Source organism: Runella defluvii (assembly GCF_014195535.1).
GTDB classification, from domain to species: Bacteria; Bacteroidota; Bacteroidia; order Cytophagales; family Spirosomataceae; genus Runella; species Runella defluvii.
In genome coordinates this window covers 542,581-567,462 of record NZ_JACIBY010000003.1, presented here as the reverse complement: position 1 = coordinate 567,462, position 24,882 = coordinate 542,581, and the positions used below count along the sequence as shown (strand labels likewise).

The following is a 24,882-nucleotide window of genomic DNA, read 5'->3' as shown; positions in this document are numbered from 1 at the left end:
TGAGTGTCCCCGAAAGCTTGGTGATAAGCCCCCTTCGGGGGTTTGGGGGTTAAAACTTCGCATTAAGGTTAAAACCAATACTACGCGTTGTTGGCAAACCAGTTGATTCCATTCCGACGAGGTTGTCTGACGAATAACCAAATGAGTCTGGATCAATGTTGTCAACCCACTTTTTAATCAGGAATACGTTGTTGGCAACTGCACTAAGCTTTAGGTTTTTAACTGGGAAGTTTCTCGGCAAAAAGCGGGTAAAGTCGTAACCAGCAGTGATTTGGCGAACTTTCCAGAAGCCACCATCGTAGATAACTGGTTCGATAAGTGCCAGCGAGCGTACGACTGACCAATAATCTTGAACAGGGGCTTTTACTGTATTTGTCTCCCCTTTGGCGTTTACACCCACTCCCAATACACCACCTTCGCGGCCTACAAGGGTCATTTTGTGCAATCCGTGGCGTACTGCGTTGAAGTTGGTACCTGAAAGCATCATGTTCCCAAGTTTGAAATCAACCAAGAATGATAGGTTAATGCCCTTGTAATTGAAGGAGTTGTTGATACCCCCATTCCATTTTGGTAAAGCAGAGCCGTACGAAATAAGGTCGTCGGTGCGAAGCGGGATACCGTTGCCACCAAACATCATTTGTCCGCTGGCATCGCGCTTAAACCCGAAACCATAAATCTGACCCATTTCTTGACCAACCACTTGACGAAGCTCGCCGTTGAACACGTGGGTACCTACGGTGATACGTTCGCCTGGCGTGTCGGTCAAAAGGCTTAATACTTTGGTTTTGTTATACGAACCATTTAGGGTCAAATCCCATTGGAAATTAGGCGTTTTGACAGGAACAAGATTCAACAACATTTCAAAACCACGGTTTTGACTTTTTCCGCTGTTGATAAGGGTCGTAATAAAGCCCGAGGCATCCGAAATTTGTGCCGACACAATTTGATCATTGGTGATTTTGTTATAGATCGCCGCATCTAACGTAACGCGGCTATCAAACAATTTGAGCTCTAACCCAAGTTCGGTTTCTGCCGTACGCATAGGACGGAGGTTGGCGTTGGGAAGGGTCGTTGTTCCTGAAGAACCGCCCACAGGCTGCCCGCCGAAGAGGTTGGCATTGATACCGTAAAACAAGTTGTTTGAGTAAGGGGATACGTCGGTATCGCTTCCCACTTCAGCATAGGCAGCGCGGAGTTTTCCAAAGGTGAGCCAAGTAGGAACACTGTTGAATGCTTGTGAAAATACAAAACTTCCTGAAACTGACGGGTATAAAATGCTGCGGTTGGCGGGAGAAAGGGTTGAAAACCAGTCGTTACGCGCAGTAGCGTTGACAAACAAAACATTTTTGTATGAAAATTCTGCTGAACCATACACCGAGTTAACTGCCCGCTCCGAAAGCCCATAAATAGGGTCTTTTACCCGTCCGTTCATCACGGTATATAAACCTCTTACAACAAAGTCCTGAACAAGTACGCTGTTTAAATCCGAACGGCGGTACATCTTGTTTCCACCCACGTTGAAATCAAACCCAAAATCACCAAACTTTTGGGTACCAGAAATCAAGATGTCGGTATTAATTTCTCTAAACCGTCTTGACTCTTGGGTATATGTACCATTCACAAAACCAGCTGGTGCGGCAGCAATAGAAGCTTGGCCTGTTGGGAAGTTGTTGTAATCCTGATCGCGTGACCAATAATCTTGTCCTACACGACCTTGGACAAACAACCATGGAAGCAGGTTGTATTTTACCGAAATGTTGCCAAAAATACGGTCGCGGACAATGTTCTGAAATTGTTCAGAAAGGGTAAAGTAAGGGTTGGTACGGTTTTGGAAACGTGAATAAATGTATTCATTTCCTGCTGCGTTGAATTTCTTCGCTTCCAACAAATCCAAAGGCATGGAGTTGGCTAAGTTGTAGATGGCAGTTGGGATAGAGTTATCTTGGTTCGCAATGTTCGGTGGGTTTTTGTTGTACTCGTGCGAATAGTTGATGTTTCCTGAAAAACTCAATTTTTTCGATAACTCGTAAGAATACCCGAGGTTGATAGTTTTGCGGTTGAAACTATTATTGGGTACAATTCCTTTGCTGTCCATGTTGGCAAACGAAAGGTTAAAACCACCTTTGTCACTGGCCGATGAAAGGCTGACGGTGTTGGTGAAGTTTGAACCGTTGCGGAAAAACTTACGAATGCGGTTATAAACAGGCTCGTACGGAACGGTTACGTTGTCAAACAATACCTGTGTCATACCAGGTTGAAATTTTTCCCCAAACGACCACTGACCCGAGGTTGGGTTGGGAGTCGTTGGGCGAACGCCGTTTTCACCTTGGCCGTATTCGTACTGATAATCTGTAAAATCAAGCGGCGTTTCGTTGGTATAGTTACTGTTAAAACTCACGCCGATACCTTTGCCATTTCCTTTTGTTTTGGTTGTAATCATAAGTACCCCGTCTTTTGCCCGTGAACCGTACAAAGCAGCCGCAGTAGCACCTTTGAGGACAGTCATACTTTCGATGTCATCGGGGTTAATGGATGATAAACCATCGCCACCATCTGAGGTATTTCCCCCGCCTCTTACGCCAATCGAGTTGTCGGCGGCAGCATTTCCTGGGTTTGTACCAAAGTTGGTGTTATCGATTGGGATACCATTGACGACAATGAGCGGGTTGTTTTGCCCAGAAATAGAAGATTGACCACGGATACGAATCTTTGAAGTTCCCGCGGGGCCTGTACCTAGTCCCGAAATATTTACCCCCGCAATTTTCCCTTGCAAAGAATTTATAAAATTGGGCGTACGGTTTTCAGTGAGCGCGTCAGCGTTGATAGTTGCTGTTGCATAACCAAGTTTTTTTGCTTCTTTTTTGATACCCAAGGCCGTCACTACGACTTCGTTGAGGGCCTCGGCACTTTCTGATAGCGAAATGTCAATGCGAGTTTGGTTTCCTACCGAAATTTCCTTTGAGCCATAACCAATAAAGCTAAATACAAGGGTTACATTATTGGGAACAGAAAGGTTGTAATTTCCGCTGCCGTCGGTAGATGTTCCTGTGGTACTTCCTTTTACTACAACTGAAACTCCTGCGAGGGGAGATTTGTCAGCGGAATTAGTCACCGTTCCGCTAATTCGATTTTGGGCCCAAAGTGTGGTTGTGAGTGCCAGAAAAGTCATCATTACTAAAATGACTTTGGGCAAGAGTAGAAATTTTCTCATCTTCATGTTAAATTGTTGGTAAGTTAAAAGGGTATGTTGAACAGTACTGATAGGATAAAGAACTGAGTGCAAAAAAATAGCAGAGTAGTACAAAAAACTTCTACGAATGGACGATGTAGGATTTTGTAATATTTTGATGATTTATTTAAAAAATTTAATAAATAGGTTTTCTGTCAATGAATAAAACCACACTGACCCACCTTCCTTCTTCCGAGTTTTCCCACATCAGGGAATTGGTTCGTGTTAAAAATCAGACAGTTAAGCTGAATGATTGGCCCGTGCAAGTAAGAGGTGGAATCTATATTTTGTGTGTCTTAGAAGGAAAATATGAGTGGATAATTGAACACCAGCGTTACGTTTTATACCCCAATGACGTGGTCGTTTTATGCCCTTGGCAGCAGCTTGGGAGTCCCACAAATACCTTAGAAATTGGAAGTTTTGTTTGGCTAAAACTAGAGCCAACCATTTTTGAGCCTACAAAAGAGCTACAATTAGGCAGTTGGTCGGCGATTCACGAGAACGAACAAAGGCTAATGGGGCGGCTCATGGGTACGCACGCCCCGATGGTGCTGAACCAGCTAAAACAGGTCAATGAGCTGATTACAAAAATTGAGCAGGAGCTAAAACAGCTAGAGTTTGCCTACCAAACCCGCGTCAATCAACTGCTGGATGAGCTATTAGTAACGATTGTACGGCAGCAAAGCCAACAACAAAACCAACGGCGCGATTTTTCGCAGGCATTTGAACAGCTCGAAAAAATGCTTCGACAAAGCTTGGATCACCCTTGGACGGTGGAAGAAATGGCGACAGTGGTTGGGCTGGGAAGCACGGCTTTTACCGAAAAAGTAAAGGCGTATTCGGGCTTTTCTCCGCTCAACTATTTGATAAATATTCGTATTGCAGAGGCAATGCGCCAACTCCGCCAAACCGATAAAAGCCTGACCGATATTGCCCTTGATACTGGCTTTTATTCATCCCAACACTTTTCTACGACTTTTAAGAAACTAACAGGCTATACCCCTGGGCATTATCGAAAGCGCCAAACGGGGGACAACTAATTTTATTTATTTATATCATAAATCTATATGGAGTGTGTCATAACCATTGATATTGGTACTACAAAAGTCAAAGCATCGGCATTTGATTTTTCAAATAATTTGATTGGGGCGCGGCAAGGGTCGTACCCAACGTTTCATCCGCAGCCTGATTATAGCGAGCAAGATCCCGAACAAATATTTTTGACTGTTTTGTACGCGTTAAAAGGACTAATTAACGACGAACTTTCTAAAAAATATCGTCCAGTTGCCTTGGTTTTTAGTGCTTCGATGCACAGTGTGTTACCCATCGACAAACACGGCGTACCACTTCGTAATGCAGTTATTTGGGCTGATAACCGCGGTCGTGATGAAGCAACCACCCTAAAAAATTCTGAGCTAGGGGCGAAATTATACGAACAAACAGGCACACCGATTCACCCCATGTCGCCTTTGGTCAAAATTCGATGGTTTGGGACAAACTCCCCAACGGCTTGGTTTGAAAAAGTCTTTAAGTTTATTTCTATCAAAGAGTACATTGTTTATCAACTGACGGGGCAACTGGTTGTTGATCATAGCTTGGCGTCTTCCACAGGCTTATTTAATATTCATCATTTGTCTTGGGAAACATCGGCGCTTGATTATTTAGGAATAAAAACTCAGCAGCTGTCAGAACCGGTAGCCATTGATTTTGATGAACTTAAACTTAAAAAAGAATACCTGCGGCTATTCCGCTTACCCAATACCCTCAAAGTAATTGCGGGAGCGAGCGATGGCTGTTTGGCAACGCTGGGGGCAGGTGTAGTAACGGAAGGAGACGCTACCATAACCATTGGGTCGAGTGGTGCTGTGCGGGTAGCGGCTAAACAGGTGTTGGTAGACGAAAAACAGCGTTTTTTTAACTATATCCTCACCGAAGGAACCTACATTTCGGGCGGGCCGACTAACAACGGCGGCGTGGTTTTTGAATGGTTTGTTCAGCAATTTGGGGCATCTGGACTCCATTTTGACATGGACTATGCTGTGCAGCAATTGTTGATGGAAGCCGAACGCGTTCCAGCAGGAGCGGGGGGGCTTTTATTTTTGCCCTATTTGTTAGGCGAACGTGCTCCGTTGTGGAATGCCAATGCCCGAGGCGCTTACATGGGAGTGAATATTACGCACGAACGTCGGCATTTTATTCGGGCAACCGTCGAAGGTATTGTGTATGAGGTATATAGCATTGGTAAGTTGCTGCAACAATACCGCTCGATTGAAAATCTGTACATCAACGGGGCTTATGCTACGCTGCCGTTGTTTGCCCAAATTCTGTCGGATGTATTTGGGAAAACGGTCTATATCAACGACAAACACGATAGCGCAAGTGCAGGTGCAGCGCTGCTGGCTTTGACAAAACTTGGGAAATATGAAAACTTAGTGGCTGCTGCTCAAACCATCAAATCGGTAGAGACGTATTCGGCAAATGATAAAAACCACCATCGTTATGGGCAATTTTCTGAAATTTTTGACCGATTGAGCCATAAATTAGCCGATGATTTTGACGCATTGGTGGCTTTGCAAGGGTAAGTGTGAGTTGGCATGATTTATGATAGATACTGTTGAGTGTTTATAACTAATCATGTCAACCTCAACGACCCATGAAAAAATTAATCATCTCTTTTTTGATTGTAATCGCGACCATTATTGCCGTTTGGGGGCAAGATTCGGCCTCGGTTTTGCCAAAAGCAGAGTGGCGCGTGTCAACCAATGGTAAAATTGAACGCCTGGTCAATGAAAACTGGGAAGCGGCTTCGGTTCCTACTTCGCAAACATTTTCCTCTTTGTACCTGCTTTCGGTGGATTTTGGCTGGGCTGTGGGCAAAAACTCCACGATATTGCGCTGGGATGGCGAACAGTGGAGCGAAGTATTGGTTTTTGCCAACGAAGATTTGAACTCGGTATTTTTGTTGAGTCGTGAAGAAGGCTGGGCTGTCGGCAACAAAGGCACCATACTTCGCTGGAACGGTATAAGTTGGGAAGAAGAAGTGTCGCCAATTACCGAAAATTTAGTCCGAGTAGAGGCAATTCCGACGGGAGGAGTCCAGATTTTTGCCGAAAATGGAGTAGTCCTCCATCGTTTTGGGAAAAATTGGCAAGTACAACCCGCCGCCCCTCTGAGTTCAGTGAAATTGTCGGCTTCAGCCAAGCACGATGAATAAGGCGTTATTTTAAGAAATTCTTAGCTTCTTTGAGCGTGCCTTTGTATTCTGCCAAATCACTTACGATTTTGTAGTACTCGGTAGCTTTTCTTTTATCTCCTGCCCGAATGGCAATTCGTGCCAAACCTGCATAGGCAAAGGCTTGGTACTCTTTGGTATATTCTTCGTCGCGTGGCTGACGAATAGCCGTCAAGTACAAGCGTTGAGCAGCTTGGTCGTTGCGTGATTGTTTTTCGAGGTACATTCCCTCTAATGTGTGAGAAACGAGTGAAAAGAAAGGCTCGTTTCGTTTTTTTAGTTTTTCAATAAAAGGTTCAGCCTCTTCGTATTTTCCCAAAAGCAACAGCGCTTCGGTGTGTTTCATTAAAAAAATAGGGTTATTGGGGTATTTTTCTACGAGATTCCCCAAGTAGCTACTGGCTTTGTCGTAACGTTGCTCATGTTTAAGGTAAATACGGGCCAAATAGAAGGAAGATTCGGTGCGTGTAAACATCCCTTTTTTGGACGCAATGTCCATTTGTCGGAGTCCTTCCTCGCGGTTTCCGTCTTTGAAAAACAACACAACGGGTTTTACGATTGGATGGTCTTCGGGGTAGCGGATAATATAGTAATTATAAAGGCCAGAGGAAAAGTAAAACTCAGGATTGTGATTCATGTATTTGAATCCTGCCATGACATAATCGTAGGCTTTTTTTGCTTCACTGGCAGCCTTCATTTTCTCGTCATTGTAGTTGTGAATCAACGCAACGTAGCCATGGCCAGCCATTGAGAAAAACGCAGCTTCAGGACGTGTTTTTTCATTTTTTTCTAACACTTTTGCTTTGGCAATACACTCCTCAAGGAGTTTTGCGTACTGCCCACTCATGGCTTTGTTGTCTTTTACGGGTAAGTATTGCCACTGCATTTGCATGGCTTTGAGCATGGCATTCACGGGGTGGTTAGGGTATTTGGCCCGTATTTGACGAGCAACGGGTTCTACCGCCGCAAATTCATAATTGTAAATATGGTCGATGGCTTCCAGTACCAATTCTTGCGTAGGCGTATCGTATAAAATTTGTGCGCGGGCAGGAAGTGGAGGAAAAGATAATGCGATGAATAAAAAAACAATCAATTGAGTCACTACTAAGAACATTCGTTTCATGGAGCTGTACCTGCGAAATAGATAGAAAATGCTATTTTTGGGCGTTGGGTTAGAAACCTTTCGCTTTGGTTCTAACGTTAGACAACCAACAAAGAGTTTATTAACTTCTGTTTTTTTGATAGATAATTATTTTCAATGATTCACTACGACCATTTTACCCTTGACAACGGGCTCAAAGTATTTGTCCACGAAGACCACACAACTGCTTTGGCTGCTGTAAATATTCTCTACAATGTGGGTTCTCGCGATGAAGAGGAAAAACGTACTGGTTTTGCCCACTTGTTTGAACATTTAATGTTTGGGGGGTCGAAAAATATTCCATCCTACGACGAACCTCTTCAAACGGTAGGCGGCGAAAACAACGCGTTTACCTCTGCCGATATTACCAATTACTACATCACCCTGCCCGCTGTCAATCTCGAAACCGCTTTCTGGTTGGAATCTGACCGAATGATGAGTTTATCTTTTGACCCAAAAGTACTCGAAATTCAACAAAAAGTGGTGGTAGAAGAATTTAAACAGCGCTACTTGAACCAACCTTACGGGGATGTATGGCTAAAGCTTCGGCCGTTGGCGTATCAAGTGCATCCGTATCGTTGGGCCACGATTGGCAAAGAAATTAGCCACATCGAAGAGGCGACGATGGACGATGTCAAAGCGTTTTTTTACAAATATTATTTGCCAAACAATGCCATCATGGTCGTAGCAGGGGATGTCACGGTTCCACAAGTGAAAGCATTGACCGAAAAATGGTTTGGGTCTATTCCTGCGGGTGAGCAATACGTACGCAATTTGCCTTTGGAACCTGTTCAAACGGCTCCTAGATTTTTGGAAACTGAAGCAAAAGTGCCCCTAAATGCGCTGTATAAAACGTACCACATTCCTGGGCGTTTCGAGGACGACTTTTACACGGCAGATTTATTAAGTGATATTTTAGGAAGAGGAAAATCGGCGCGTTTGTACCAAAAACTCCTGAAAGAAAGACAGTTATTTTCAAATATCAACGCCTACAATACTTCTTCCATTGACCCAGGTTTATTAGTAATTCAAGGAAATCTCAATGCGGGAGTAACCTTGGACGAGGCCAATGCCGCCGTGGAGGAAGTTTTGCAGGAGTTGGTGGAGGTTGCGTTGGATGAAAAAGAATTGGCAAAAGTGAAAAACCAAGCGGAGTCAACGTTGGCGTTTTCGGAAGTTGAATTACTCAACCGTGCCATGAATTTGGCCTATGCTGCCAACGCTGGGAATCCTGATTTGGTCAATCAAGAAGCGGCTAAAATTCAGGCAGTAACGGCCAAAGACATTCAAGAAATGGCTCAGAAAGTGCTGTCTAAAAACAATTGTTCAACGATGTATTACCGCGCAGTAAACTAAAAAAACGTATGAAATATAGAATTGGACAAGGCTACGACGTGCATCAATTGGAAGAAGGACGTGATTTTTGGTTGGGTGGTATTAAAATTCCCCACACCCACGGAGCCAAAGGGCACTCCGATGCCGACGTCGTTTGTCATGTGCTTTGCGATGCCCTGCTTGGAGCTGCCAATATGCGCAACATTGGGTACCATTTCTCGGATAAAGATCCCCAATGGAAAGGCGTTGATAGCAAGTTGTTGTTGGCGAAAGTCATGGAAATGATTCGTGAAAAAGGCTACGAAGTTGGCAATGTTGACGTGACTGTTGTACTTCAAGAACCCAAACTTAATCCGCACATTCCGACGATGAAAGAATGCCTTTCGAAGGTCATGGCCATTGATATTGAGGATATTTCCATCAAAGCCACTACTTCTGAGCATTTGGGTTTTGTTGGGAAAAAAGAAGGCATCGCCGCCCATTGTGTTGCGTTGATTTATAGTTAGAAATTTTTGATAAATATGAAAATGTAAACACATAGTCCACTTAGAATTTTCACATAGCACACAAAAGACTGTCTATGTGTACTATATGTTTATCCTACTATTTTCTATGTGTTTTAAAAAGAACGTTACCATATCGTGCATTTAACCATACACCCGTGTAGCACATGCTATGTTTGAAGAAGCAAAAGTTTTTGTAACGCAAATTGAAAGTTATCTAAATTCCTTGACACAAAAATAATGATGAAAAAACACTTCACCTTTCTGTATTTATTGGGCTCACTTACTGCTGTGGCTCAGACCAACGGAGGACAAATTGAGCAGCCTCTGGGCTTTGAAGAATACGACCCCGTCTCGACGCTGAAAGTATCGGAACATAAGCTTACCCGTTCTAAATACCCTTTTATCGATATTCACAACCACCAATACAGCATGTCAAACCAAGATTTGTCAAAATTGGTGGCTGAGATGGATGCGTTGAATATGGGTGTGATGGTGAATTTGAGCGGGCGTGGATGGTCGCAGCAGTGGGAAGAAGGGACAACGACCATCAAGGGGATGCTTGATAACGTAAAAAAGAACTATCCCAAGCGTTTTATGGTGTTCACCAACCCCGAGCTGAAAGGTGTAGGCTCGCCTGGCTACGGTGAGAGGGCCGCTAAACAAGTGGAGGAAGATGTGAAAGCGGGAGCGGTAGGGATGAAAGTATATAAAAGTTTGGGTTTCAGTGGAATAAAAGATACCGATGGAAAACGCGTTGCCGTAAGTGACCCACGTTTAGACCCTATTTGGGCAAAGTGCGGTGAACTTGGTATCCCCGTCATTATTCACACGGCCGATCCCAAATCGTTTTGGGATCCCCTCGACCGTTACAACGAACGTTGGTTAGAGCTTAAAACACACGCAGGACGCAAGCGTGGTAATAACGACCCCGTTCCGTTTGATTCATTGATGAAGGAACAACACGCGGTTTTTGCGCGTCACCCCAAAACAAAGTTCATCAACGCTCACATGGGTTGGTATCCTAATGATTTGCGAAAATTAGATAGTTTGATGACCCGTTTTCCCAATATGTACGTAGAGATTGGCGCTGTTATCGCCGAATTGGGACGTCAACCCCGCGCGGCCAAGCAGTTTTTTGTGAAATGGCAAGATAAAATCCTTTTTGGAAAAGACAGCTGGGTGCCATCTGAGTACGCTACGTATTTCCGAGTGTTAGAAACGGAAGATGAATATTTTCCCTACCACAAAAAATACCATGCCTTCTGGCGCATGTACGGGATGGGTTTGCCTGACGAAGTGCTGAAAAAGGTGTATTACAAAAATGCTATCAAACTCATTCCTGCCATTGACAAATCGCAGTTCCCTGAGTAGAAAAAAAAGGTCAGACCAACGGTCAGACCTTGTGTAAAGAATAACAAGAAATCAGGCCTGACCGATGGTCTGGCCTGATGAACGTATCGGGTTGTGAGCAACCCTCTGCACTTCAATTCGACACTCTGCACTCAAAAATTCGACACTCAAACATGTCTCAAACCCTTGCCTCCGTCCAGACGTTACTCCAAACTCGGGGATATATTGCGGATGAATACGTCGCAATGTCGGTCTATTTGGCCATGAAACTCCGTAAACCGTTACTCATTGAAGGGCCAGCGGGGGTCGGCAAAACGGAGATTGCCAAAGTGATGGCGCAGGCACTGGAAACGGAACTGATTCGTTTGCAGTGCTATGAAGGATTAGATGCAAATCATGCCATTTATGAGTGGAATTACCAACATCAATTGTTGTATTTGAAAGTAGCGCCCTTGCCTCCAACGGAGGAATATACCAACGAAAACCCTTTTGGAGAGATAGAAAATACGTTGTTCAGTGAAAAATTTCTGCTGAAACGGCCTTTATTGAAAGCGCTGACGCAACCGAAAGCTCCTGTGCTTTTGATTGATGAAGTAGATCGGGCAGACGAAGAATTTGAAAGTTTTTTGCTTGAAATGTTGTCGGATTGGCAAATTACCATTCCAGAAATTGGTACAATCAAGGCGACGCATATTCCCCACGTGATTTTGACAGGAAACCGTACCCGTGAACTTTCGGAGGCACTTCGGCGTCGGTGTTTGTATCTGTGGATTGATTATCCGCCGTTTGAAAAAGAACTGGCCATTGTCAAATCGAAAGTGGAGCAAATTGACGCAACGCTCGCACGTCAGATTACGGCATTTATGCAAGAGCTTCGACAGCAGCGACTTAACAAAGTGCCAGGCATTGCCGAAACCCTTGATTGGGCCGAAGCATTGGCAGGGATGCACATCCAACACCTCGAAAAATCGTTGGTGGAGTCCACCCTAGGCGTCGTGTTAAAAGATTGGCAAGATATTCGTCAGACGCAGTTAAGCTTATCGGAGCTTTTCGAGAAAGTAGGAATCAAGTCGAAGTGGGAGGACGCTTAGGTGTTGTTTAACCCGATAAAATCGCCCATTTTTGTGCGTAAAATTTGCAAGCATTATGCAACTTTCAGCCCAAAATATCCAGCAAATTCAGCAGTACTTTAAAACACAGCCTGTGTTGAAAGCGTACTTGTTTGGCTCTTACGTGAGGGGAGAGGCCAATGAAGAAAGCGATGTCGATTTATTGGTTGAACTAGACTATTCCCAACGGATTGGACTTCATTTTGTCCAAATGATTTTTGATTTGGAAGACTTGCTGAAGAAGAAAGTGGATTTGATACCAGCTGACAGTGTTTCAAAATACATTAAACCTTACATTGAAGCAGAAAAGGAAATGATATATGAAAGATAAACTGGGCGACCAAGCACGTGTTCAACATATCTATGATGCCATTTTGGAAATAGAATTATATACTCGGGATATCGAAGTAGATGAATTCTTAAACAATTCAATGATGCGTTTTGCCTGCATCAAGCAAATTGAAATCATAGGAGAAGCAAGTAATCACATTTCGGAAGAACTGCAAGAACGTTTTGGGGATATTGAGTGGCGAAAAATTGTTGGACTTCGTAATATTTTGGTAAATGAATATTTTGGGGTAATTAGTCGTGTTGTTTGGGGAATTATTAAGAGCGACATTCCCGACTTGAAAACTAAAATTGAAAACATACTGAATCAATTATAAAAAATGCAAAAGAAAATCGTTCGCGTAGGCGATATTGAGTGCGGAACCGACGAGTTGTTCTTGATTTCGGGGCCATGTGTCATTGAAGACGAGAAAATTATGATGACCGTGGCCGAACGTTTGAAAGAAATTTCGGAACGTTTGGGAATCAAAATCATTTACAAGTCTTCGTTTATGAAAGACAACCGCAGTAGCCTAGACTACTACATGGGACCAGGATTGGAAGAAGGAATGCGTATTTTGGCAAAAGTGAAGGAGCAATTTGGTTTCACGCTTTTGACCGACGTACACTACCCCGAACAATGTGCTCCCGTGGCCGAAGTGGTTGATGTACTTCAAATCCCCGCGTATTTGTGTATGCAAACTACCCTCGTGGTGGCCGCTGCCAAAACGGGTAAAGTGGTGAATTTGAAGCATGGTCAGTTCTTGGCGCCTGAGAACATGAAGCACCCAGTGAAAAAAATTGAAGACAGTGGCAATGACCAAATTATCTTGACGGAACGTGGCTATACGTTTGGTTACAACGATTTGATTGTGGACCCACGTAGTTTTTACCACATGAACAAAACGGGTTATCCTGTAGTGTTTGACGTGACCCACGCCATTCGTAAATATGGTATTCCGTCGAAAGACAGCAAAGGAGGAGCGCGAGAGTATTTGCCCGTATTGGCACGTGCTGGCGTGGCCGCAGGGGTAGATGGTCTTTTTGTAGAAGCGCATACTTGCCCGTCGGAGGCCCTTTGCGATGCAGCTAGTCAGCTGGATATTAACTACTTAGAGGAATTTTTGAAGCCGTTGATTGAATTGCACAACGTAGAAGTAAAATACCGTGCTTCGGCCCAAGAATTAGGCTAATAAAACCAAACCCCACAGGTTTAAAAATCTGTGGGGTTTCGCTTTTATCGTAAAGCAAGTTGCCTTTTTAGAAAAGACTCACTCGTTCTGAGGCTCTTTCGGAGGCCAAACGAAGCTGAAATTGCTTGGGTGTTTCGCCCACTTCTTTCTTAAACAACCGAACGAAATAAGAGTAATCTTCATAGCCTAGATAATCGGCAACGGCATTCACTGAAGTGTCGCTGTGGACCAGCATTCGTTTGGCTTCGATGATGATACGGGTCAAAATCAACTTCCCCGTACTTTGATTGAGGCTTTGCTGACAAATCCTAGTTAGGTGGCGGGTGGTCATGTTCATGGCGTCCGCGTATTCCTTGGGAAGTTTTAAAGTTCTGAAATTTTCTTCAATCAATTTTTCCAATTTTTTGATTTGAACGTAATTGTGAGAGTAATAATCGCTTACAGGGTGATTGTCTGTATAAACCCGCGCCAATTCGATATAAAGCACGTCTATCAGTGAAATAAGTTTTTGGGATTTGAACGGACGTTCGTGCTGCGATTCTTCATAAATCCATTCAAAAATAGGAGTGAGGAGGGGCTGTTCTACCGATGAAAGATAGACAACAGGATAGTTGGTTTGCAGGTAAAAAAAAGGAAAATCGCTTATTTTTCGGGTTAAAAAAGCATTGTTATAAAACTCTTCGGTATGAAAAACGACAAACCCGTCGGCATCATTTGACAAATTCCAACAATGCACTTGACCAGGAGTTAGTAAAAACAAACTGCCAGGTTGTACGGGATAGGTTTGGAAATCAATTTCGTGCGTGCCTTCGCCAGAAGTAAAAAAAACAGTTATGTACGTGCTATGTTTATGAGGATGGTTGACAAATTGGTGGGTAGCTAGGTGTTTTTTTAGGTTATTGACATACAACACCTTTGAGAGGTCTGCTTCGGTAAACTCTGTGATGCCATAAATAGGAATATCTTTCATGTTTATTTCAATGATGTCTGTATTGTCCTATTTTTTGCTACAAAAGTAAACCAAATCTTTCTGCCATTGACCGTATTTTTGTATTTCAAAAAACAAATACAACCATGTCACTCATTCACGTCGTTCAAAATAAGTGCCCAAAATGCCACCAAGGTCAGGTTTTTTCAACCAATAACTTACTTACATTTCGCCCTGCAACGATGAAAGAAAGTTGTGCACATTGCGGGCATAACTTCAGCAAAGAACCTGGGTTTTATTGGGGTGCTATGTACGTTAGTTATGCCCTTGCTACTTTCGAAATGGCCATCGTTTATGCCATTTGCATCCTGATATTTAAGTTTGACGCCTTGGCCATTTCCAACCTAATCGCGAGTATCGTTGTCGTTTTGGGATTGTTTCCGTTCAATTTCAGAATGGCGCGGTTACTCTGGCTTTATTTGTTTTCGGGTGTTGTGGAATAAAAGGGCTATTGATTGGCGTATTTATCCCATTTTTCCAGCACTGTCGTAAAATCCTCTGGCAGTTCGGACTCAAACTGTAACCATTGTTTAGTACGAGGATGCACAAAGCCCAGCGATTTGGCGTGAAGTGCCTGCCGAGGCATAATTTGCAGACAATTGTCCACAAAAGCTCGGTAGCTTCCGCTCGTTGTTCCGCGCAAGATTTTATCGCCACCATAGACAGGATCACCGAAAAGCGGATGGCCCAAAAATTGAAAATGTGCCCTAATTTGGTGCGTTCGCCCCGTTTCTAGTTTACATTTGATGAGTGTTACATATTTATAGGTAGCAAGTACTTCGTAGTGGGTAACGGCGTGCTTGCCCTGGCTTCCATCGGTATAAACGGCCATTACTTTTCGGTCGCGGGCACTTCGGCCAATGTGCCCTACAATTGTCCCTTTTTCTTCTTTAGGAATCCCCCAAATGATGGCATAATACGTACGCTCAGTAGTGTGTTCAAAAAACTGTCGGGCCACGTGGGCCATCGCATATTCAGTTTTGGCAATGACCAACAGCCCCGACGTGTCTTTGTCGATTCGGTGAATCAGGCCAGGACGCGCCTCTCCGTTTCGCCCCGTAGGCAAATTTTCAAAATGATATAGAAGTGCATTGACCACGGTGCCGTTCCAATTGCCATACGCAGGGTGTACAACCATCCCTGCGGGTTTGTTGAGCACCAGTACTTCGGAATCTTCGTAGGTGATTGAGAGCGGAATATTCTCAGCCAAAATCTCCGTAACCCTCGGCGGATGTGGCATCGCAACCGTTATAATATCAAACGGTTTTACTTTATAGCTTGACTTTACAGGTTTATCATTAACTTTGACCGATTCAGTCTCAATCGCATTTTGAAGCTTAGTCCGTGTGACTCCCGAAAGATGATGTTTGAGGTAGTGGTCGATTCGCATCAAGGTCTGACCTTTGTCGGCCAGAATGCGGTGATGTTCGTAATATTCTTCTTCCTCGTCTTCGTTGGGGGGGAGCTGATTTTCTGACATTGAATTTTTTGTTATTTTTCGCAATAAATTCCCAAGGCTCACGTTTCTTGGGCGGTAACTACTCTAACTAATTAACAAACATTATGGACTACAATCAAGGACAAAAGAATGACCGCAAAAGCCTGCTCCTTGCTGCACTAGCGATTTTAGCGCTACTCAACGTGGTGTTAATTTATTTTTTCTACAAAGAACGGGAAAAGAATAAAGAACAAGAAACGGTGATTGCGGCAAAAACGGAAGAAGTCGTGGCTACCAAAATGAAACTTGACTCAATTTCGGCTCAACTAGACCTGAAAATCGCTGAAATACAGCAGTTAGGCGGACAAGTGGATTCATTGATTACGTTGAAACAACAACTTGACCGCGATCGGGCTGCGTTGAAAAATTCAGCAACAGCGGCCTCGGTGGATGTGTCAAAATACAAACAAAAAATTGCCAACTACGAAGCAATTTTGGCCCAAAAAGACCAAGATATTGCAAAGTTGAAAGAAGAATTGGGTATTGTAACCGCTCAGAATCAAGAACTTTCAAGCAAAGTTTCGGGACTTGAGGGAGAAAAAGCAAACTTACAGCGTACGTTTGAAGATTCGGTGGGTAATTTGAGTACCAAAAACAAAGAACTTTCTGACAAAGTAACGATTGCGTCTGCGTTGAAAGCCGAAAAAATTGAAGTAAATGCAGTTTCTTCAAAAGGCAAAGAGCGCGACGGTGGAAGCTACCGTGCCAAACGCATCGACAAATTGAAAGTGGATTTTGATTTGGCGGGTAATCCAATTGCGAAAAACGGAAACCGTGACGTTTATTTAAGAATCCTTGATCCTGAAGGAGCAGTAATGGCAGACATGGCGACGGGTTCGGGTACGTTTTTGTACAGTGGCCGCGAGACTGTATATACCGCAAAACAATCCCTTAACTACAGCAATGACGGTTCACAAGGGTCGATCATTTACTCAAGAGCAGGTGTTCCGTTGAAAAAAGGCGAACACACGATTGAGTTGTATTGTGAAGGTTTTCGCATCGGTACTACGACTTTCAAAGTCAAATAAGCTGGAAGTTTCGCAAGAAATTTTAACTTTGCACTAAATTTTAAACTTTTTTCACCAAATTTTTGTAGAAAATTCAACTATTCGTTAGTTTTCGCATCAAACACAAGATTACCATAATTTAATTATTGAATGGCTCAACAACAACGCAGACCTTTTCGCCCAGTAAGACAAGAAGAACCGTACCGTATTAATGAACGTATCCGTGTACCACAAGTGCGGATGGTTGGAGAAAATGTTCCACAAGGAATTTTTGACATCCAACAAGCACTTAAAATGGCGGAGGAACAGAACTTAGACTTGGTGGAAATTTCGCCTAATGCTGTTCCACCTGTTTGTAAGGTCATTGATTACTCAAAGTTCAAGTACGAGCAAAAGAAAAAGCAAAAGGAAATCAAAGCCAATGCTCAGAAAGTAGTGATTAAAGAAATTCGCTTTAGTCCAACGACTGATGATCATGATTACGATTTTAAATTGAAACATGCCCTTAACTTCCTCAAAGAAGGAGCAAAAGTAAAAGCGTATGTGCAATTCTCTGGTCGTGAGATTGTATTCAAAGACCAAGGATATAAACTCCTTGAGCGCTTTGCCAAGGCATTGGAAGAGGTGGGGAAAGTAGAACTTGAACCAAAATTGGAAGGTAAACGCATGAGTATGATTTTGACGCCCAAGGCGTTGAAAAAGTAGTTGTGTATCATCTATAACTTTAAAAAGCGTGAGCCCATTTCGGTCTCACGCTTTTTTTATAACGAATAAAAAATGGCTTCGTACAGCACACTTCATCAATGGGCTCGTAAGGCTTACTGGTTATGTCTTGCCTTGACTGCTCTGGGTACCGCAATGGCCCAACCCAATGCTCAAAAACTCGCTACCCTAGACTCCTCTTTAACCTTACTCTATCAACGTGGCATGTTGAATGGGACATTTTTGGTGGCTAAAGAAGGGAAAACGGTGTATAAAAAAGCGTTTGGAACGGTAGCAGCCAATGCTACTCAATCCTTAACAACTGCCTCCGCTTTCAATCTAGCTTCGGTGTCAAAGCAGTTTACGAGCATGATGATTATGATGCTCAAAGAAGAAGGAAAGCTCCAATACGATGATAAGCTCAAACAACACCTGCCCGATTTTCCTTACGATACCATCACGATTCGGCATTTGTTGAATCACACCCACGGGTTGCCCGAGTACTTCGATTTGGCAACGCAGTACAACACTACCCTTGATACCTTAACAAATGAAGGGGTTTTAAAATTGCTCAAAAACCACCGCCCACCGTTGCAGTTTCAACCCAATTCTCAATTTTCGTACTGCAATACAGGATATATTTTGTTGGCCTGTTTAATTGAAAAATTGACAGCTGAGCCTATTCAGCGCTATTTTGAACGGAAAATTGTGCAGCCGTTGGGATTAAAAAATACCTACATCTACACCCTTACCATGCCCAAATCGCCCGCAAATAGGGTCTATGGCTCCAAACGAGTAAATGGGAAATATGTGCCCAATGATTTGATACGTTTAGACGGAGTTTGGGGCGATGGAAATGTGTATTCTTCTGTCGAAGATTTGTTGATTTGGGAACAGGCATTGTTGACCGAAAAACTGATTAAAAAAGCGACGCTGCAAGATGCTTTTAAGCCTGCCAAACTCAACGATGGCTCGTTTTCGTGGTATGGCTTTGGGTGGGGATTAGATAAAGATGGGTTGAAAGTTTCGCATACGGGAGGTTGGGTTGGCTTTCAAACGATTATTGAACGGCACCTAGCGCAGAAATGGACGTTTATTGCCCTCACGAGCTCAGAAGACGGAACGGCGATTCGGGTAGCGCAACAGATTTTAGAGGGAAAAATAGCCAAACTCCCTACGACTGAACTCATTACCAACGCTAAAATAGTGGACGGAACGGGTATTGCCTCTTATGCGGGCGCCGTTCGTATCAAAAATAACCGTATTTGGGAAGTTGGTGATTTGCAGCCCTATGGGGGAGAGAAAGAGACCAATGCCAACGGATGGGTGTTAGCCCCTGGGTTTATTGATGCCCACAGCCATCATTTTGGCGGACTAGAAAACCGCCCTGATGCCGAAGCCCTAGTAAGTCAGGGAATTACGACCATAGTGATTGGGCAAGATGGAAGTAGCTATCCAATAGACACCCTCCAAAAGCGAATGAAGCAACAGCCCGTGGCAGTCAATGTGGCGACCTACACAGGGCACTCGACCCTACGTGCCAAAGCGATGGGGGCAAAAAGCTTGTTCCGAACCGCTAAAACGGACGAAATTGAGAAAATGAAGCGCGAACTCAACGCCGAGATGGAAAAAGGTTCGTTGGGGTTGGCAACGGGTTTGGAATATGAATCTGCCTTTTTTTCCAACCGTGATGAGGTGCTGCAATTGGCCAAAGTAGCAGCCAAAGCGGGCGGAAGATACATGAGCCATATTCGCAGCGAAGACATTGGGTTTGACGAAGCCTTGGACGAAATCATTGAGATTGGGCGGCAAACCAACATGCCTGTGCAGATTTCTCACATCAAAATCGCCAAACGCGATCAGTGGGGGCGTTCGCGAGAAGTGTTGGGGACCTTGCAAAAAGCGCGAGCGCAAGGAATCAACATTACTGCCGATTGTTATCCCTACGATTTTTGGAATTCAACTTTGCGGGTGTTGTTTCCAAAACGGGATTATACCAACGCTGAAAGTGCCGAATTTGCCGTTAACCAATTATTTGACCCCTCGGGTTCGGTATTGGTGAGGTATGCCCCCAACGCTGCGTACGTGGGGAAAACCATCTCAGAAATTGCTGCTATCCGAAAAGAAACAACGTCCAAAACGCTCATGGGGCTGATTGCCGAAGCGGCCGATTTTGACGAAAAAAATCCTGATTTTAAGGGAAGTACCGAAACCATCATGGGAAAATCCATGAGTGAAGAAGACGTCGCCAATTTTTTGGCGTGGCCTTTTACGACTATTTGTTCGGATGGAGGTTGGGGCGGCCATCCGCGCGGGTACGGGGCGTTTACTCGGGTGTTGGGAAATTATGTACGCGAAAAACAACTCATGCCCCTAGAAACGGCGATTCAGAAAATGACTTCCTTGACGGCAGAAAACCTAGGCATTCGGCAAAGAGGACTCATTCAGCCCGCTTTTTATGCCGACTTGGTATTGTTTGACCCCAATGTGGTCAACGGCAATGCGTCCATTCAAAACCCAACGGCCTTGTCTTCGGGCATCGAACGGGTTTGGGTCAATGGCGAAGAAGTATATCACGCCCAAAAATCGACAGGGAAGCGGTCGGGGGTGTTTATTGGGAGGTGAAAATAGAATTAGCCCTAGTTGCTAACCAAGTAGGGCTAATGGAATTATCTACCAAACCTTCTTAAGCTGAGCAATCGTCTCAACGGGGTCTTGGGCGTTGAACACGAAGCTGCCAGCTACCAAGGCCCGAGCACCTGCGTGGTAGAGGAGTGGGGCATTGACTTGGTTCACTCCACCGTCGATTTCAATAACTGCCTGACTTCCTTGCTTCTCAATCAGGGCAGCAGCTTGGCGAACGCGTTCGTACGTGCGCTCGATGAACTTTTGCCCACCAAAACCTGGATTGACGGACATAATTAGTACCAAATCCAAATCGGCAATGATGTCTTCGAGAACGCTTACGGGCGTATGAGGGTTAAGGGCAACCCCTGCTTTGGCTCCTAAGTCCTTGATTTGTTGAATAGTACGGTGGAGGTGCGGGCAAGCTTCGTAATGAACCGTCAACACCTCGGCGCCTGCGTCACGAAAGGCGGCAAGGTAGCGCTCAGGTTGCACAATCATTAAATGAACATCCAGCGGTTTTTGAGCGTGTTTATTAATGGCAGCAGTGACGGGAAGCCCAAATGAAATGTTTGGTACAAACACACCGTCCATGATGTCAACGTGAATCCAATCGGCTTCACTTGCATTAAGCATTTCAACATCGCGTTGGAGATTAGCAAAGTCGGCGGCCAAAACCGAAGGAGCAATAAGGGGAGAAGTCATGAAAAAAGAAATCTTGATTTTGGCCGCAAAGTTCGCCTTTTTTTTACGAAATCTGGCTCATTTCCCAGCCCAAAATTGCCTTTTTTCGGGTAATACCCCAGCGATAGCCCCCAATCCCACCGACTTTTTGTAAAACCCGATGGCAAGGAATCAGATAAGCAATGCGGTTACTTCCAATGGCAGTTCCTACGGCTCTGTGGGCAGAAGGTTGGCCGATTCGTTGGGCAATTTGCTCATAACTAGCTAGTTGTCCTTTCGGAATAGATAACAAGGCTTCCCAAACTTTGATTTGAAAATTGGTGCCGCGCAATAAAACCGTAATGGGCTGTGCCGCGTCATGGGAAACATCAAAAATCTGATTGACCGTAGATTGCGTGATTTCGGGCGCGTGAATCCAGGTAGCATTTATCCAATCCTGCTGGAGCGAATGGGTGAGCGGTTCGGCTTCATCTTCCTCCAAAAATCGCAATTCCATCACCCCCCGAGCCGTAACTGCAATAAAACAAGCCCCGAAAGGCGTTTCATGGATGCCGAAGTGGATGGTAAGTCCTTGCCCTTGGTGCTTAAACTCAGCGGGAGTCATGGCTTCGTAGGTCACAAACAAATCGTGCAAGCGACTGGTGCTCGATAAGCCTGCTTCAAGGGTGGTATCAAGTAAGTTGGCCGACTGGGCGAGGCGTTCTTTGGCAAATTCTTTGGTTAAAAAACGCAAAAATCGCTGTGGACTCGTTCCTGCCCAACGGCTAAAAAGTCGGTTGAAGTGAAACTCCGACAACGCAACGTGCTCGGCAATTTCTGCCAACGACGGCTGTTGTTGAAAATTAGCTTCAATAAAACGAATCGCTTTTTCAATTCGTTGGTAATCAATGTGTTGTTGTTCGCTGATTGTGTCCATTTCTGGGGAGATTTCTTTCAGCAAAAATAGGCAGAAATCAGCAGTACATTCAATCCGAATCTTGCTCAATTGGCCTCATTGGTCGGTCGAGTCACTCAGTTCGTAGCGCACGTAAGGCGCGGAGGTATCGGCAACCATTTGGCTTTTTTTCTGAAACTTGTTTTTACTTCGGAGGGTAGGTTGTTTGTAATTAGTGGGCTGACTTTTAACGGATTTGACCGCAAAAGTAATCCCGCCTACCTGTTTTTTACTCATTTGAATCTGTTTCTGCTCTTTGTACGACAAGTGCGGCGAAAAAACAAAAGGTGCTTTGTCCACCCTAATGGTGGTTTTAGGGTTGTTTTGGGGCGAAGGATAATTATTGCGGTCTTCTTTGTTGTGTTGTGCGTTACTGAGATGGGAATTTAGAACCCACAACAAACACATAACCGCCATGCTTCGACATGGAGTTAAGGTACGCTTCATGATGGTACTTGTTCTGATTGGAATACATTACTTAAAGTACCAAAGATAAGCGGAATTACCTGTTTTACTCAAAAAAAATACTTAATTTTTGTTTGCGTGCCATGCGCATAATAGATTCAGAATTGTTGTAGTGCGCTACCTCTTCCAGCGGAACCCAGACCAAATTTTTGGATTCATTGTTGATTTTCAAGGGTATAGATTTATTGGCACGCAGTATGAAACGTATGTCGTAGTGAAAATGGGCAGGCTCTTTGGCATTCGCAGGGATTAGGTGAACATCCACATCATAGATTGAATGAGACACGACTTCAACCGACCCTAAGCCCGTTTCTTCTTGTGCTTCCTTAATTGCTACTTGTAAAATATCCCATTCGCCGTCGGCATGGCCACCAGGTTGAAACCAGCGGTCGAGTTTTCGATGGTGCATCAGCAGGACAAACTGTCCTGTTTCGTCCACCACCCAAGCAGAACCAGTGATGTGACCAATCTGGAGTGAGCGCTCAAAACACGCAGGATTTTGTTTCACAAATTCAATGGTTTCGAGCCACATGCGTTGTTCTTCGGTGTCGGCGGGTTGGTACGCTTGGAGGAGTTGAAGAAGTGGAGTACGGTTCATACGTTTGTTAAAATTGCACAATATTCAGGGACGAAGGTATGGAATCTATCACATTCTTTTCCGTATCTTCGCCTCGAAAATTTCCCAAATTTATTTAATAAAATACCTAAAAAGATGAAAAAATCGTTGGTAATCACTGCTTTAACTTTTGTTAGCGGTATGGCTATGTCCCAAATCCGTACCCCACAACCTAGTCCAGCAGCGACAGTGATGCAAACTGTAGGAGTCACTGACATTACGGTAAAATATTCTCGCCCAGCCGTAAAAGGCCGTGAGGTGTTTGGTAAACTTGTTCCTTATGGACAGTTTTGGCGCACGGGTGCCAACCAAGCAACTGCCATTGAGTTTTCGACGGATATTATGTTGGATGGTAAAACGGTTCCAGCGGGTAAGTACTTCCTTTACAGCATTCCAAATGCGGATGCGTGGACGGTAATTATCAATAAATCAGCAGCTACTGCGCCCGAACAATACAAACAAGCAGACGACGTGGCCCGTATATCGGTGAAGCCTGAGCAAGCTGCCATGACGGAATCGTTTGAAATAGGTTTCTCAAACATTACGGATTCTACGGCTAATCTGGACATCAAATGGGACAAAGTGAAAGTAAGCCCATTGTTGGCAATACCTACGACTAAAATTGTGGAAACAGCCATTGATAAAGCAGCGGAAGCAAGTGCTAACAACATGAATGCGGGTGCAACGTATTTGTTGGGCAAAGGAAGTAACCTCCAAAAAGCCCTTTCGATGGTCAACCAAGCGGTAGCTTACAAAGAGACTTTCCGTAACGTTTGGACGAAAGCCCAGATTTTGGCTAAGTTAGGTAACTTTGCTGAAGCAGCACCGTTGGCGAAAAAAGCGTTGGATTTGGGTCAGTCGAGCAACGATACTTCTTTCCCATTCTTTAAAGATGCCATCGAAAAAGGCGCCGCTGAGTTTGCCTCAAAAATTCCAGTGCCTGTGTTGCCTACTAAGAAGAAAAAGTAAAAATTTTCTCTGTTCCTCGCGTCTGACTATCGTCTGACGCGAGGAACACGTCAGACGATAGTCAGACGGGAAGCCTAATTTGCCATTCACCAAAAAAGCCCCGTGAAGACGGGGCTTTTTTGGTGAGCTATAATTTTTAAAACAGGCGAGTTTAATTCCGACGGGCTATTTCGTCACGAATTTTAGCGGCTTTTTCGTATTCTTCGTTGTTGAGAGATTGTTCTAACACTTTGTGGAGCTCTTCCAAACTCATGTTTTTGATTTGGTCAGTCCACGAACGTGGCTTTGACGACTGAACAATTTCTTCTATGGGTTCGTCGGCATCAGTTTGTGAGCCAGAGGTAATACCTGCTTCCGACAAAATGGTTTCGTACGTATAAATTGGTACATTGAAACGAAGTGCAATGGCTATGGCATCAGAAGGGCGCGCATCAATAACCGTATCACGGATGCCATCAGTGCATTGCAAACGTGCGAAGAAGATACCTTCTTTTAAATCCGAAATGATTATCTCACTGACTGAATAATTAAATGCCTTTGCAAACGACTTGAACAAGTCGTGGGTCATGGGACGATTGGGCTGGATTTTTTCTATTTCTATCGCAATGGCTTGCGCTTCAAACATCCCTATAATAATCGGTAAACGACGGTTCCCGTATTCTTCTCCCAACACCAAAGCAAACGAACCAGTTTGGGATTGGCTTGGGGAAAGCCCCAAAATTTCAAGTTTTATTTTTTCCACTATGATAAATGCTAAAGCACGGCTTTTTTTAGGACACAAAAATAATAAACCTGCGGGGATTTGAAAAGGCTTTCTTTTCTCCCGCAGGTTTGTAACAGTGGAACTTTCAACGAAGTTTCAAATTAGTAAAAGACAAGAGGCAAATTAGCAAAGAGCAAGGGGCAAACTTGAAAGGGCAAGAAGCAAACTTGCAAAGGGCAAGAAGCAAATTAGCAAAAGGCAAAAAGGCA

24 protein-coding genes are annotated in these 24,882 nt (G+C 44.1%); 15 read left to right on the top strand and 9 right to left on the bottom strand.

Annotated features, from left to right (window positions below; all coding sequences use genetic code 11):
* Positions 1-49 precede the first annotated feature (49 nt).
* Complete coding sequence (locus FHS57_RS09895; protein ID WP_183973014.1) at positions 50-3,211, bottom strand: SusC/RagA family TonB-linked outer membrane protein; 3,162 nt, start codon at positions 3,209-3,211, stop codon at positions 50-52.
* 176 nt (positions 3,212-3,387) lie between these two features.
* On the opposite strand from FHS57_RS09895, the gene FHS57_RS09890 reads away from it, so the two are divergent.
* The 3 genes from FHS57_RS09890 to FHS57_RS09880 all read left to right on the top strand — a co-directional run bounded on the left by FHS57_RS09890 (position 3,388) and on the right by FHS57_RS09880 (position 6,443).
* On the top strand, positions 3,388-4,269 hold the full coding sequence (locus FHS57_RS09890) for a helix-turn-helix domain-containing protein (RefSeq protein WP_183973005.1): 882 nt from the start codon (positions 3,388-3,390) through the stop codon (positions 4,267-4,269).
* 27 nt (positions 4,270-4,296) lie between these two features.
* Positions 4,297-5,811 carry a gluconokinase gene (locus FHS57_RS09885; RefSeq protein WP_183973003.1) on the top strand — a complete coding sequence of 505 codons (1,515 nt, stop codon included), beginning with the start codon at positions 4,297-4,299 and terminating at the stop codon, positions 5,809-5,811.
* A 71-nt stretch (positions 5,812-5,882) separates the two neighbouring features.
* Positions 5,883-6,443, top strand: a complete 561-nt coding sequence (locus tag FHS57_RS09880; RefSeq protein ID WP_183973001.1) for a beta propeller repeat protein — start codon at positions 5,883-5,885, stop codon at positions 6,441-6,443.
* A 4-nt stretch (positions 6,444-6,447) separates the two neighbouring features.
* Here the strand turns inward: FHS57_RS09880 and FHS57_RS09875 are convergent, their stop codons facing one another.
* A complete protein-coding gene (locus FHS57_RS09875) occupies positions 6,448-7,584 on the bottom strand; it encodes an ABC transporter substrate-binding protein (protein WP_229601297.1) in 1,137 nt (378 codons plus the stop codon).
* A 135-nt stretch (positions 7,585-7,719) separates the two neighbouring features.
* On the opposite strand from FHS57_RS09875, the gene FHS57_RS09870 reads away from it, so the two are divergent.
* The 7 genes from FHS57_RS09870 (at position 7,720) to kdsA (ending at position 13,422) form a co-directional block, all read left to right on the top strand.
* Positions 7,720-8,958: a M16 family metallopeptidase gene (locus FHS57_RS09870; protein WP_183972999.1), complete on the top strand. Its 1,239-nt coding sequence runs from the start codon at positions 7,720-7,722 to the stop codon at positions 8,956-8,958.
* 8 nt (positions 8,959-8,966) lie between these two features.
* Entirely contained in the window at positions 8,967-9,443 is a 477-nt protein-coding gene (gene ispF / locus FHS57_RS09865) for a 2-C-methyl-D-erythritol 2,4-cyclodiphosphate synthase (protein ID WP_122930471.1), read from the top strand.
* Positions 9,444-9,683: 240 nt separating this feature from the next.
* The gene (locus tag FHS57_RS09860) at positions 9,684-10,814 is read left to right on the top strand and encodes an amidohydrolase family protein (RefSeq protein WP_183973178.1); all 1,131 of its coding nucleotides are present in this window, start codon (positions 9,684-9,686) and stop codon (positions 10,812-10,814) included.
* A 152-nt stretch (positions 10,815-10,966) separates the two neighbouring features.
* Positions 10,967-11,884 carry an AAA family ATPase gene (locus FHS57_RS09855; protein ID WP_183972996.1) on the top strand — a complete coding sequence of 306 codons (918 nt, stop codon included), beginning with the start codon at positions 10,967-10,969 and terminating at the stop codon, positions 11,882-11,884.
* Positions 11,885-11,939: 55 nt separating this feature from the next.
* Positions 11,940-12,233 (top strand): nucleotidyltransferase family protein, encoded by a 294-nt coding sequence (locus FHS57_RS09850; protein ID WP_183972994.1) that lies wholly within the window; start codon positions 11,940-11,942, stop codon positions 12,231-12,233.
* A complete protein-coding gene (locus FHS57_RS09845) occupies positions 12,223-12,567 on the top strand; it encodes a HepT-like ribonuclease domain-containing protein (RefSeq protein WP_183972991.1) in 345 nt (114 codons plus the stop codon). The genes FHS57_RS09850 and FHS57_RS09845 overlap by 11 nt, the downstream gene beginning before the upstream one ends.
* Before the next feature lie 3 nt (positions 12,568-12,570).
* Complete coding sequence (gene kdsA, locus FHS57_RS09840) at positions 12,571-13,422, top strand: 3-deoxy-8-phosphooctulonate synthase (protein ID WP_028522881.1); 852 nt, start codon at positions 12,571-12,573, stop codon at positions 13,420-13,422.
* Between the two features lie 67 nt (positions 13,423-13,489).
* On the opposite strand, the gene FHS57_RS09835 is transcribed toward kdsA, so the two are convergent.
* On the bottom strand, positions 13,490-14,392 hold the full coding sequence (locus tag FHS57_RS09835; protein WP_183972989.1) for a helix-turn-helix domain-containing protein: 903 nt from the start codon (positions 14,390-14,392) through the stop codon (positions 13,490-13,492).
* A 104-nt stretch (positions 14,393-14,496) separates the two neighbouring features.
* Here FHS57_RS09835 and FHS57_RS09830 point away from each other — a divergent pair, with 104 nt between their 5' ends.
* The gene (locus tag FHS57_RS09830; RefSeq protein WP_183972987.1) at positions 14,497-14,853 is read left to right on the top strand and encodes a DUF983 domain-containing protein; all 357 of its coding nucleotides are present in this window, start codon (positions 14,497-14,499) and stop codon (positions 14,851-14,853) included.
* A gap of 5 nt (positions 14,854-14,858) precedes the next feature.
* Here the strand turns inward: FHS57_RS09830 and FHS57_RS09825 are convergent, their stop codons facing one another.
* Positions 14,859-15,890, bottom strand: a complete 1,032-nt coding sequence (locus tag FHS57_RS09825; RefSeq protein WP_183972985.1) for an RluA family pseudouridine synthase — start codon at positions 15,888-15,890, stop codon at positions 14,859-14,861.
* 83 nt (positions 15,891-15,973) lie between these two features.
* Between FHS57_RS09825 and FHS57_RS09820 the strand changes: the two genes are divergently transcribed.
* The 3 genes from FHS57_RS09820 (at position 15,974) to FHS57_RS09810 (ending at position 20,242) form a co-directional block, all read left to right on the top strand.
* Positions 15,974-16,936 (top strand): DUF8428 domain-containing protein, encoded by a 963-nt coding sequence (locus FHS57_RS09820; protein WP_183972984.1) that lies wholly within the window; start codon positions 15,974-15,976, stop codon positions 16,934-16,936.
* Positions 16,937-17,065: 129 nt separating this feature from the next.
* Complete coding sequence (gene infC, locus FHS57_RS09815; RefSeq protein ID WP_051397838.1) at positions 17,066-17,620, top strand: translation initiation factor IF-3; 555 nt, start codon at positions 17,066-17,068, stop codon at positions 17,618-17,620.
* Positions 17,621-17,692: 72 nt separating this feature from the next.
* Positions 17,693-20,242 (top strand): serine hydrolase, encoded by a 2,550-nt coding sequence (locus tag FHS57_RS09810; protein ID WP_183972981.1) that lies wholly within the window; start codon positions 17,693-17,695, stop codon positions 20,240-20,242.
* Positions 20,243-20,290: 48 nt separating this feature from the next.
* Here FHS57_RS09810 and rpe read toward each other — a convergent pair whose 3' ends face one another.
* The 4 genes from rpe to FHS57_RS09790 all read right to left on the bottom strand — a co-directional run bounded on the left by rpe (position 20,291) and on the right by FHS57_RS09790 (position 22,923).
* The gene (gene rpe, locus FHS57_RS09805; protein ID WP_183972979.1) at positions 20,291-20,947 is read right to left on the bottom strand and encodes a ribulose-phosphate 3-epimerase; all 657 of its coding nucleotides are present in this window, start codon (positions 20,945-20,947) and stop codon (positions 20,291-20,293) included.
* Between the two features lie 43 nt (positions 20,948-20,990).
* On the bottom strand, positions 20,991-21,842 hold the full coding sequence (locus tag FHS57_RS09800) for a bifunctional transcriptional activator/DNA repair enzyme AdaA (RefSeq protein WP_183972977.1): 852 nt from the start codon (positions 21,840-21,842) through the stop codon (positions 20,991-20,993).
* A 75-nt stretch (positions 21,843-21,917) separates the two neighbouring features.
* Positions 21,918-22,307: a hypothetical protein gene (locus tag FHS57_RS09795; protein ID WP_183972975.1), complete on the bottom strand. Its 390-nt coding sequence runs from the start codon at positions 22,305-22,307 to the stop codon at positions 21,918-21,920.
* A gap of 64 nt (positions 22,308-22,371) precedes the next feature.
* Entirely contained in the window at positions 22,372-22,923 is a 552-nt protein-coding gene (locus tag FHS57_RS09790) for an NUDIX hydrolase (RefSeq protein WP_183972973.1), read from the bottom strand.
* Positions 22,924-23,037: 114 nt separating this feature from the next.
* Between FHS57_RS09790 and FHS57_RS09785 the strand changes: the two genes are divergently transcribed.
* On the top strand, positions 23,038-23,910 hold the full coding sequence (locus tag FHS57_RS09785; RefSeq protein ID WP_183972971.1) for a DUF2911 domain-containing protein: 873 nt from the start codon (positions 23,038-23,040) through the stop codon (positions 23,908-23,910).
* Positions 23,911-24,061: 151 nt separating this feature from the next.
* Here FHS57_RS09785 and FHS57_RS09780 read toward each other — a convergent pair whose 3' ends face one another.
* Positions 24,062-24,652 (bottom strand): bifunctional nuclease family protein, encoded by a 591-nt coding sequence (locus FHS57_RS09780; protein WP_183972969.1) that lies wholly within the window; start codon positions 24,650-24,652, stop codon positions 24,062-24,064.
* Positions 24,653-24,882 lie beyond the last annotated feature (230 nt).

Coding starts and splice junctions, on each gene's coding strand:
- FHS57_RS09895 (WP_183973014.1), bottom strand. CDS start 3,211: ATGAGAAAATTTCTACTCTTGCCCAAAGTCATTTTAGTAATGATGACT.
- FHS57_RS09890 (WP_183973005.1), top strand. CDS start 3,388: ATGAATAAAACCACACTGACCCACCTTCCTTCTTCCGAGTTTTCCCAC.
- FHS57_RS09885 (WP_183973003.1), top strand. CDS start 4,297: ATGGAGTGTGTCATAACCATTGATATTGGTACTACAAAAGTCAAAGCA.
- FHS57_RS09880 (WP_183973001.1), top strand. CDS start 5,883: ATGAAAAAATTAATCATCTCTTTTTTGATTGTAATCGCGACCATTATT.
- FHS57_RS09875 (WP_229601297.1), bottom strand. CDS start 7,584: ATGAAACGAATGTTCTTAGTAGTGACTCAATTGATTGTTTTTTTATTC.
- FHS57_RS09870 (WP_183972999.1), top strand. CDS start 7,720: ATGATTCACTACGACCATTTTACCCTTGACAACGGGCTCAAAGTATTT.
- ispF (WP_122930471.1), top strand. CDS start 8,967: ATGAAATATAGAATTGGACAAGGCTACGACGTGCATCAATTGGAAGAA.
- FHS57_RS09860 (WP_183973178.1), top strand. CDS start 9,684: ATGAAAAAACACTTCACCTTTCTGTATTTATTGGGCTCACTTACTGCT.
- FHS57_RS09855 (WP_183972996.1), top strand. CDS start 10,967: ATGTCTCAAACCCTTGCCTCCGTCCAGACGTTACTCCAAACTCGGGGA.
- FHS57_RS09850 (WP_183972994.1), top strand. CDS start 11,940: ATGCAACTTTCAGCCCAAAATATCCAGCAAATTCAGCAGTACTTTAAA.
- FHS57_RS09845 (WP_183972991.1), top strand. CDS start 12,223: ATGAAAGATAAACTGGGCGACCAAGCACGTGTTCAACATATCTATGAT.
- kdsA (WP_028522881.1), top strand. CDS start 12,571: ATGCAAAAGAAAATCGTTCGCGTAGGCGATATTGAGTGCGGAACCGAC.
- FHS57_RS09835 (WP_183972989.1), bottom strand. CDS start 14,392: ATGAAAGATATTCCTATTTATGGCATCACAGAGTTTACCGAAGCAGAC.
- FHS57_RS09830 (WP_183972987.1), top strand. CDS start 14,497: ATGTCACTCATTCACGTCGTTCAAAATAAGTGCCCAAAATGCCACCAA.
- FHS57_RS09825 (WP_183972985.1), bottom strand. CDS start 15,890: ATGTCAGAAAATCAGCTCCCCCCCAACGAAGACGAGGAAGAAGAATAT.
- FHS57_RS09820 (WP_183972984.1), top strand. CDS start 15,974: ATGGACTACAATCAAGGACAAAAGAATGACCGCAAAAGCCTGCTCCTT.
- infC (WP_051397838.1), top strand. CDS start 17,066: ATGGCTCAACAACAACGCAGACCTTTTCGCCCAGTAAGACAAGAAGAA.
- FHS57_RS09810 (WP_183972981.1), top strand. CDS start 17,693: ATGGCTTCGTACAGCACACTTCATCAATGGGCTCGTAAGGCTTACTGG.
- rpe (WP_183972979.1), bottom strand. CDS start 20,947: ATGACTTCTCCCCTTATTGCTCCTTCGGTTTTGGCCGCCGACTTTGCT.
- FHS57_RS09800 (WP_183972977.1), bottom strand. CDS start 21,842: ATGGACACAATCAGCGAACAACAACACATTGATTACCAACGAATTGAA.
- FHS57_RS09795 (WP_183972975.1), bottom strand. CDS start 22,307: ATGAAGCGTACCTTAACTCCATGTCGAAGCATGGCGGTTATGTGTTTG.
- FHS57_RS09790 (WP_183972973.1), bottom strand. CDS start 22,923: ATGAACCGTACTCCACTTCTTCAACTCCTCCAAGCGTACCAACCCGCC.
- FHS57_RS09785 (WP_183972971.1), top strand. CDS start 23,038: ATGAAAAAATCGTTGGTAATCACTGCTTTAACTTTTGTTAGCGGTATG.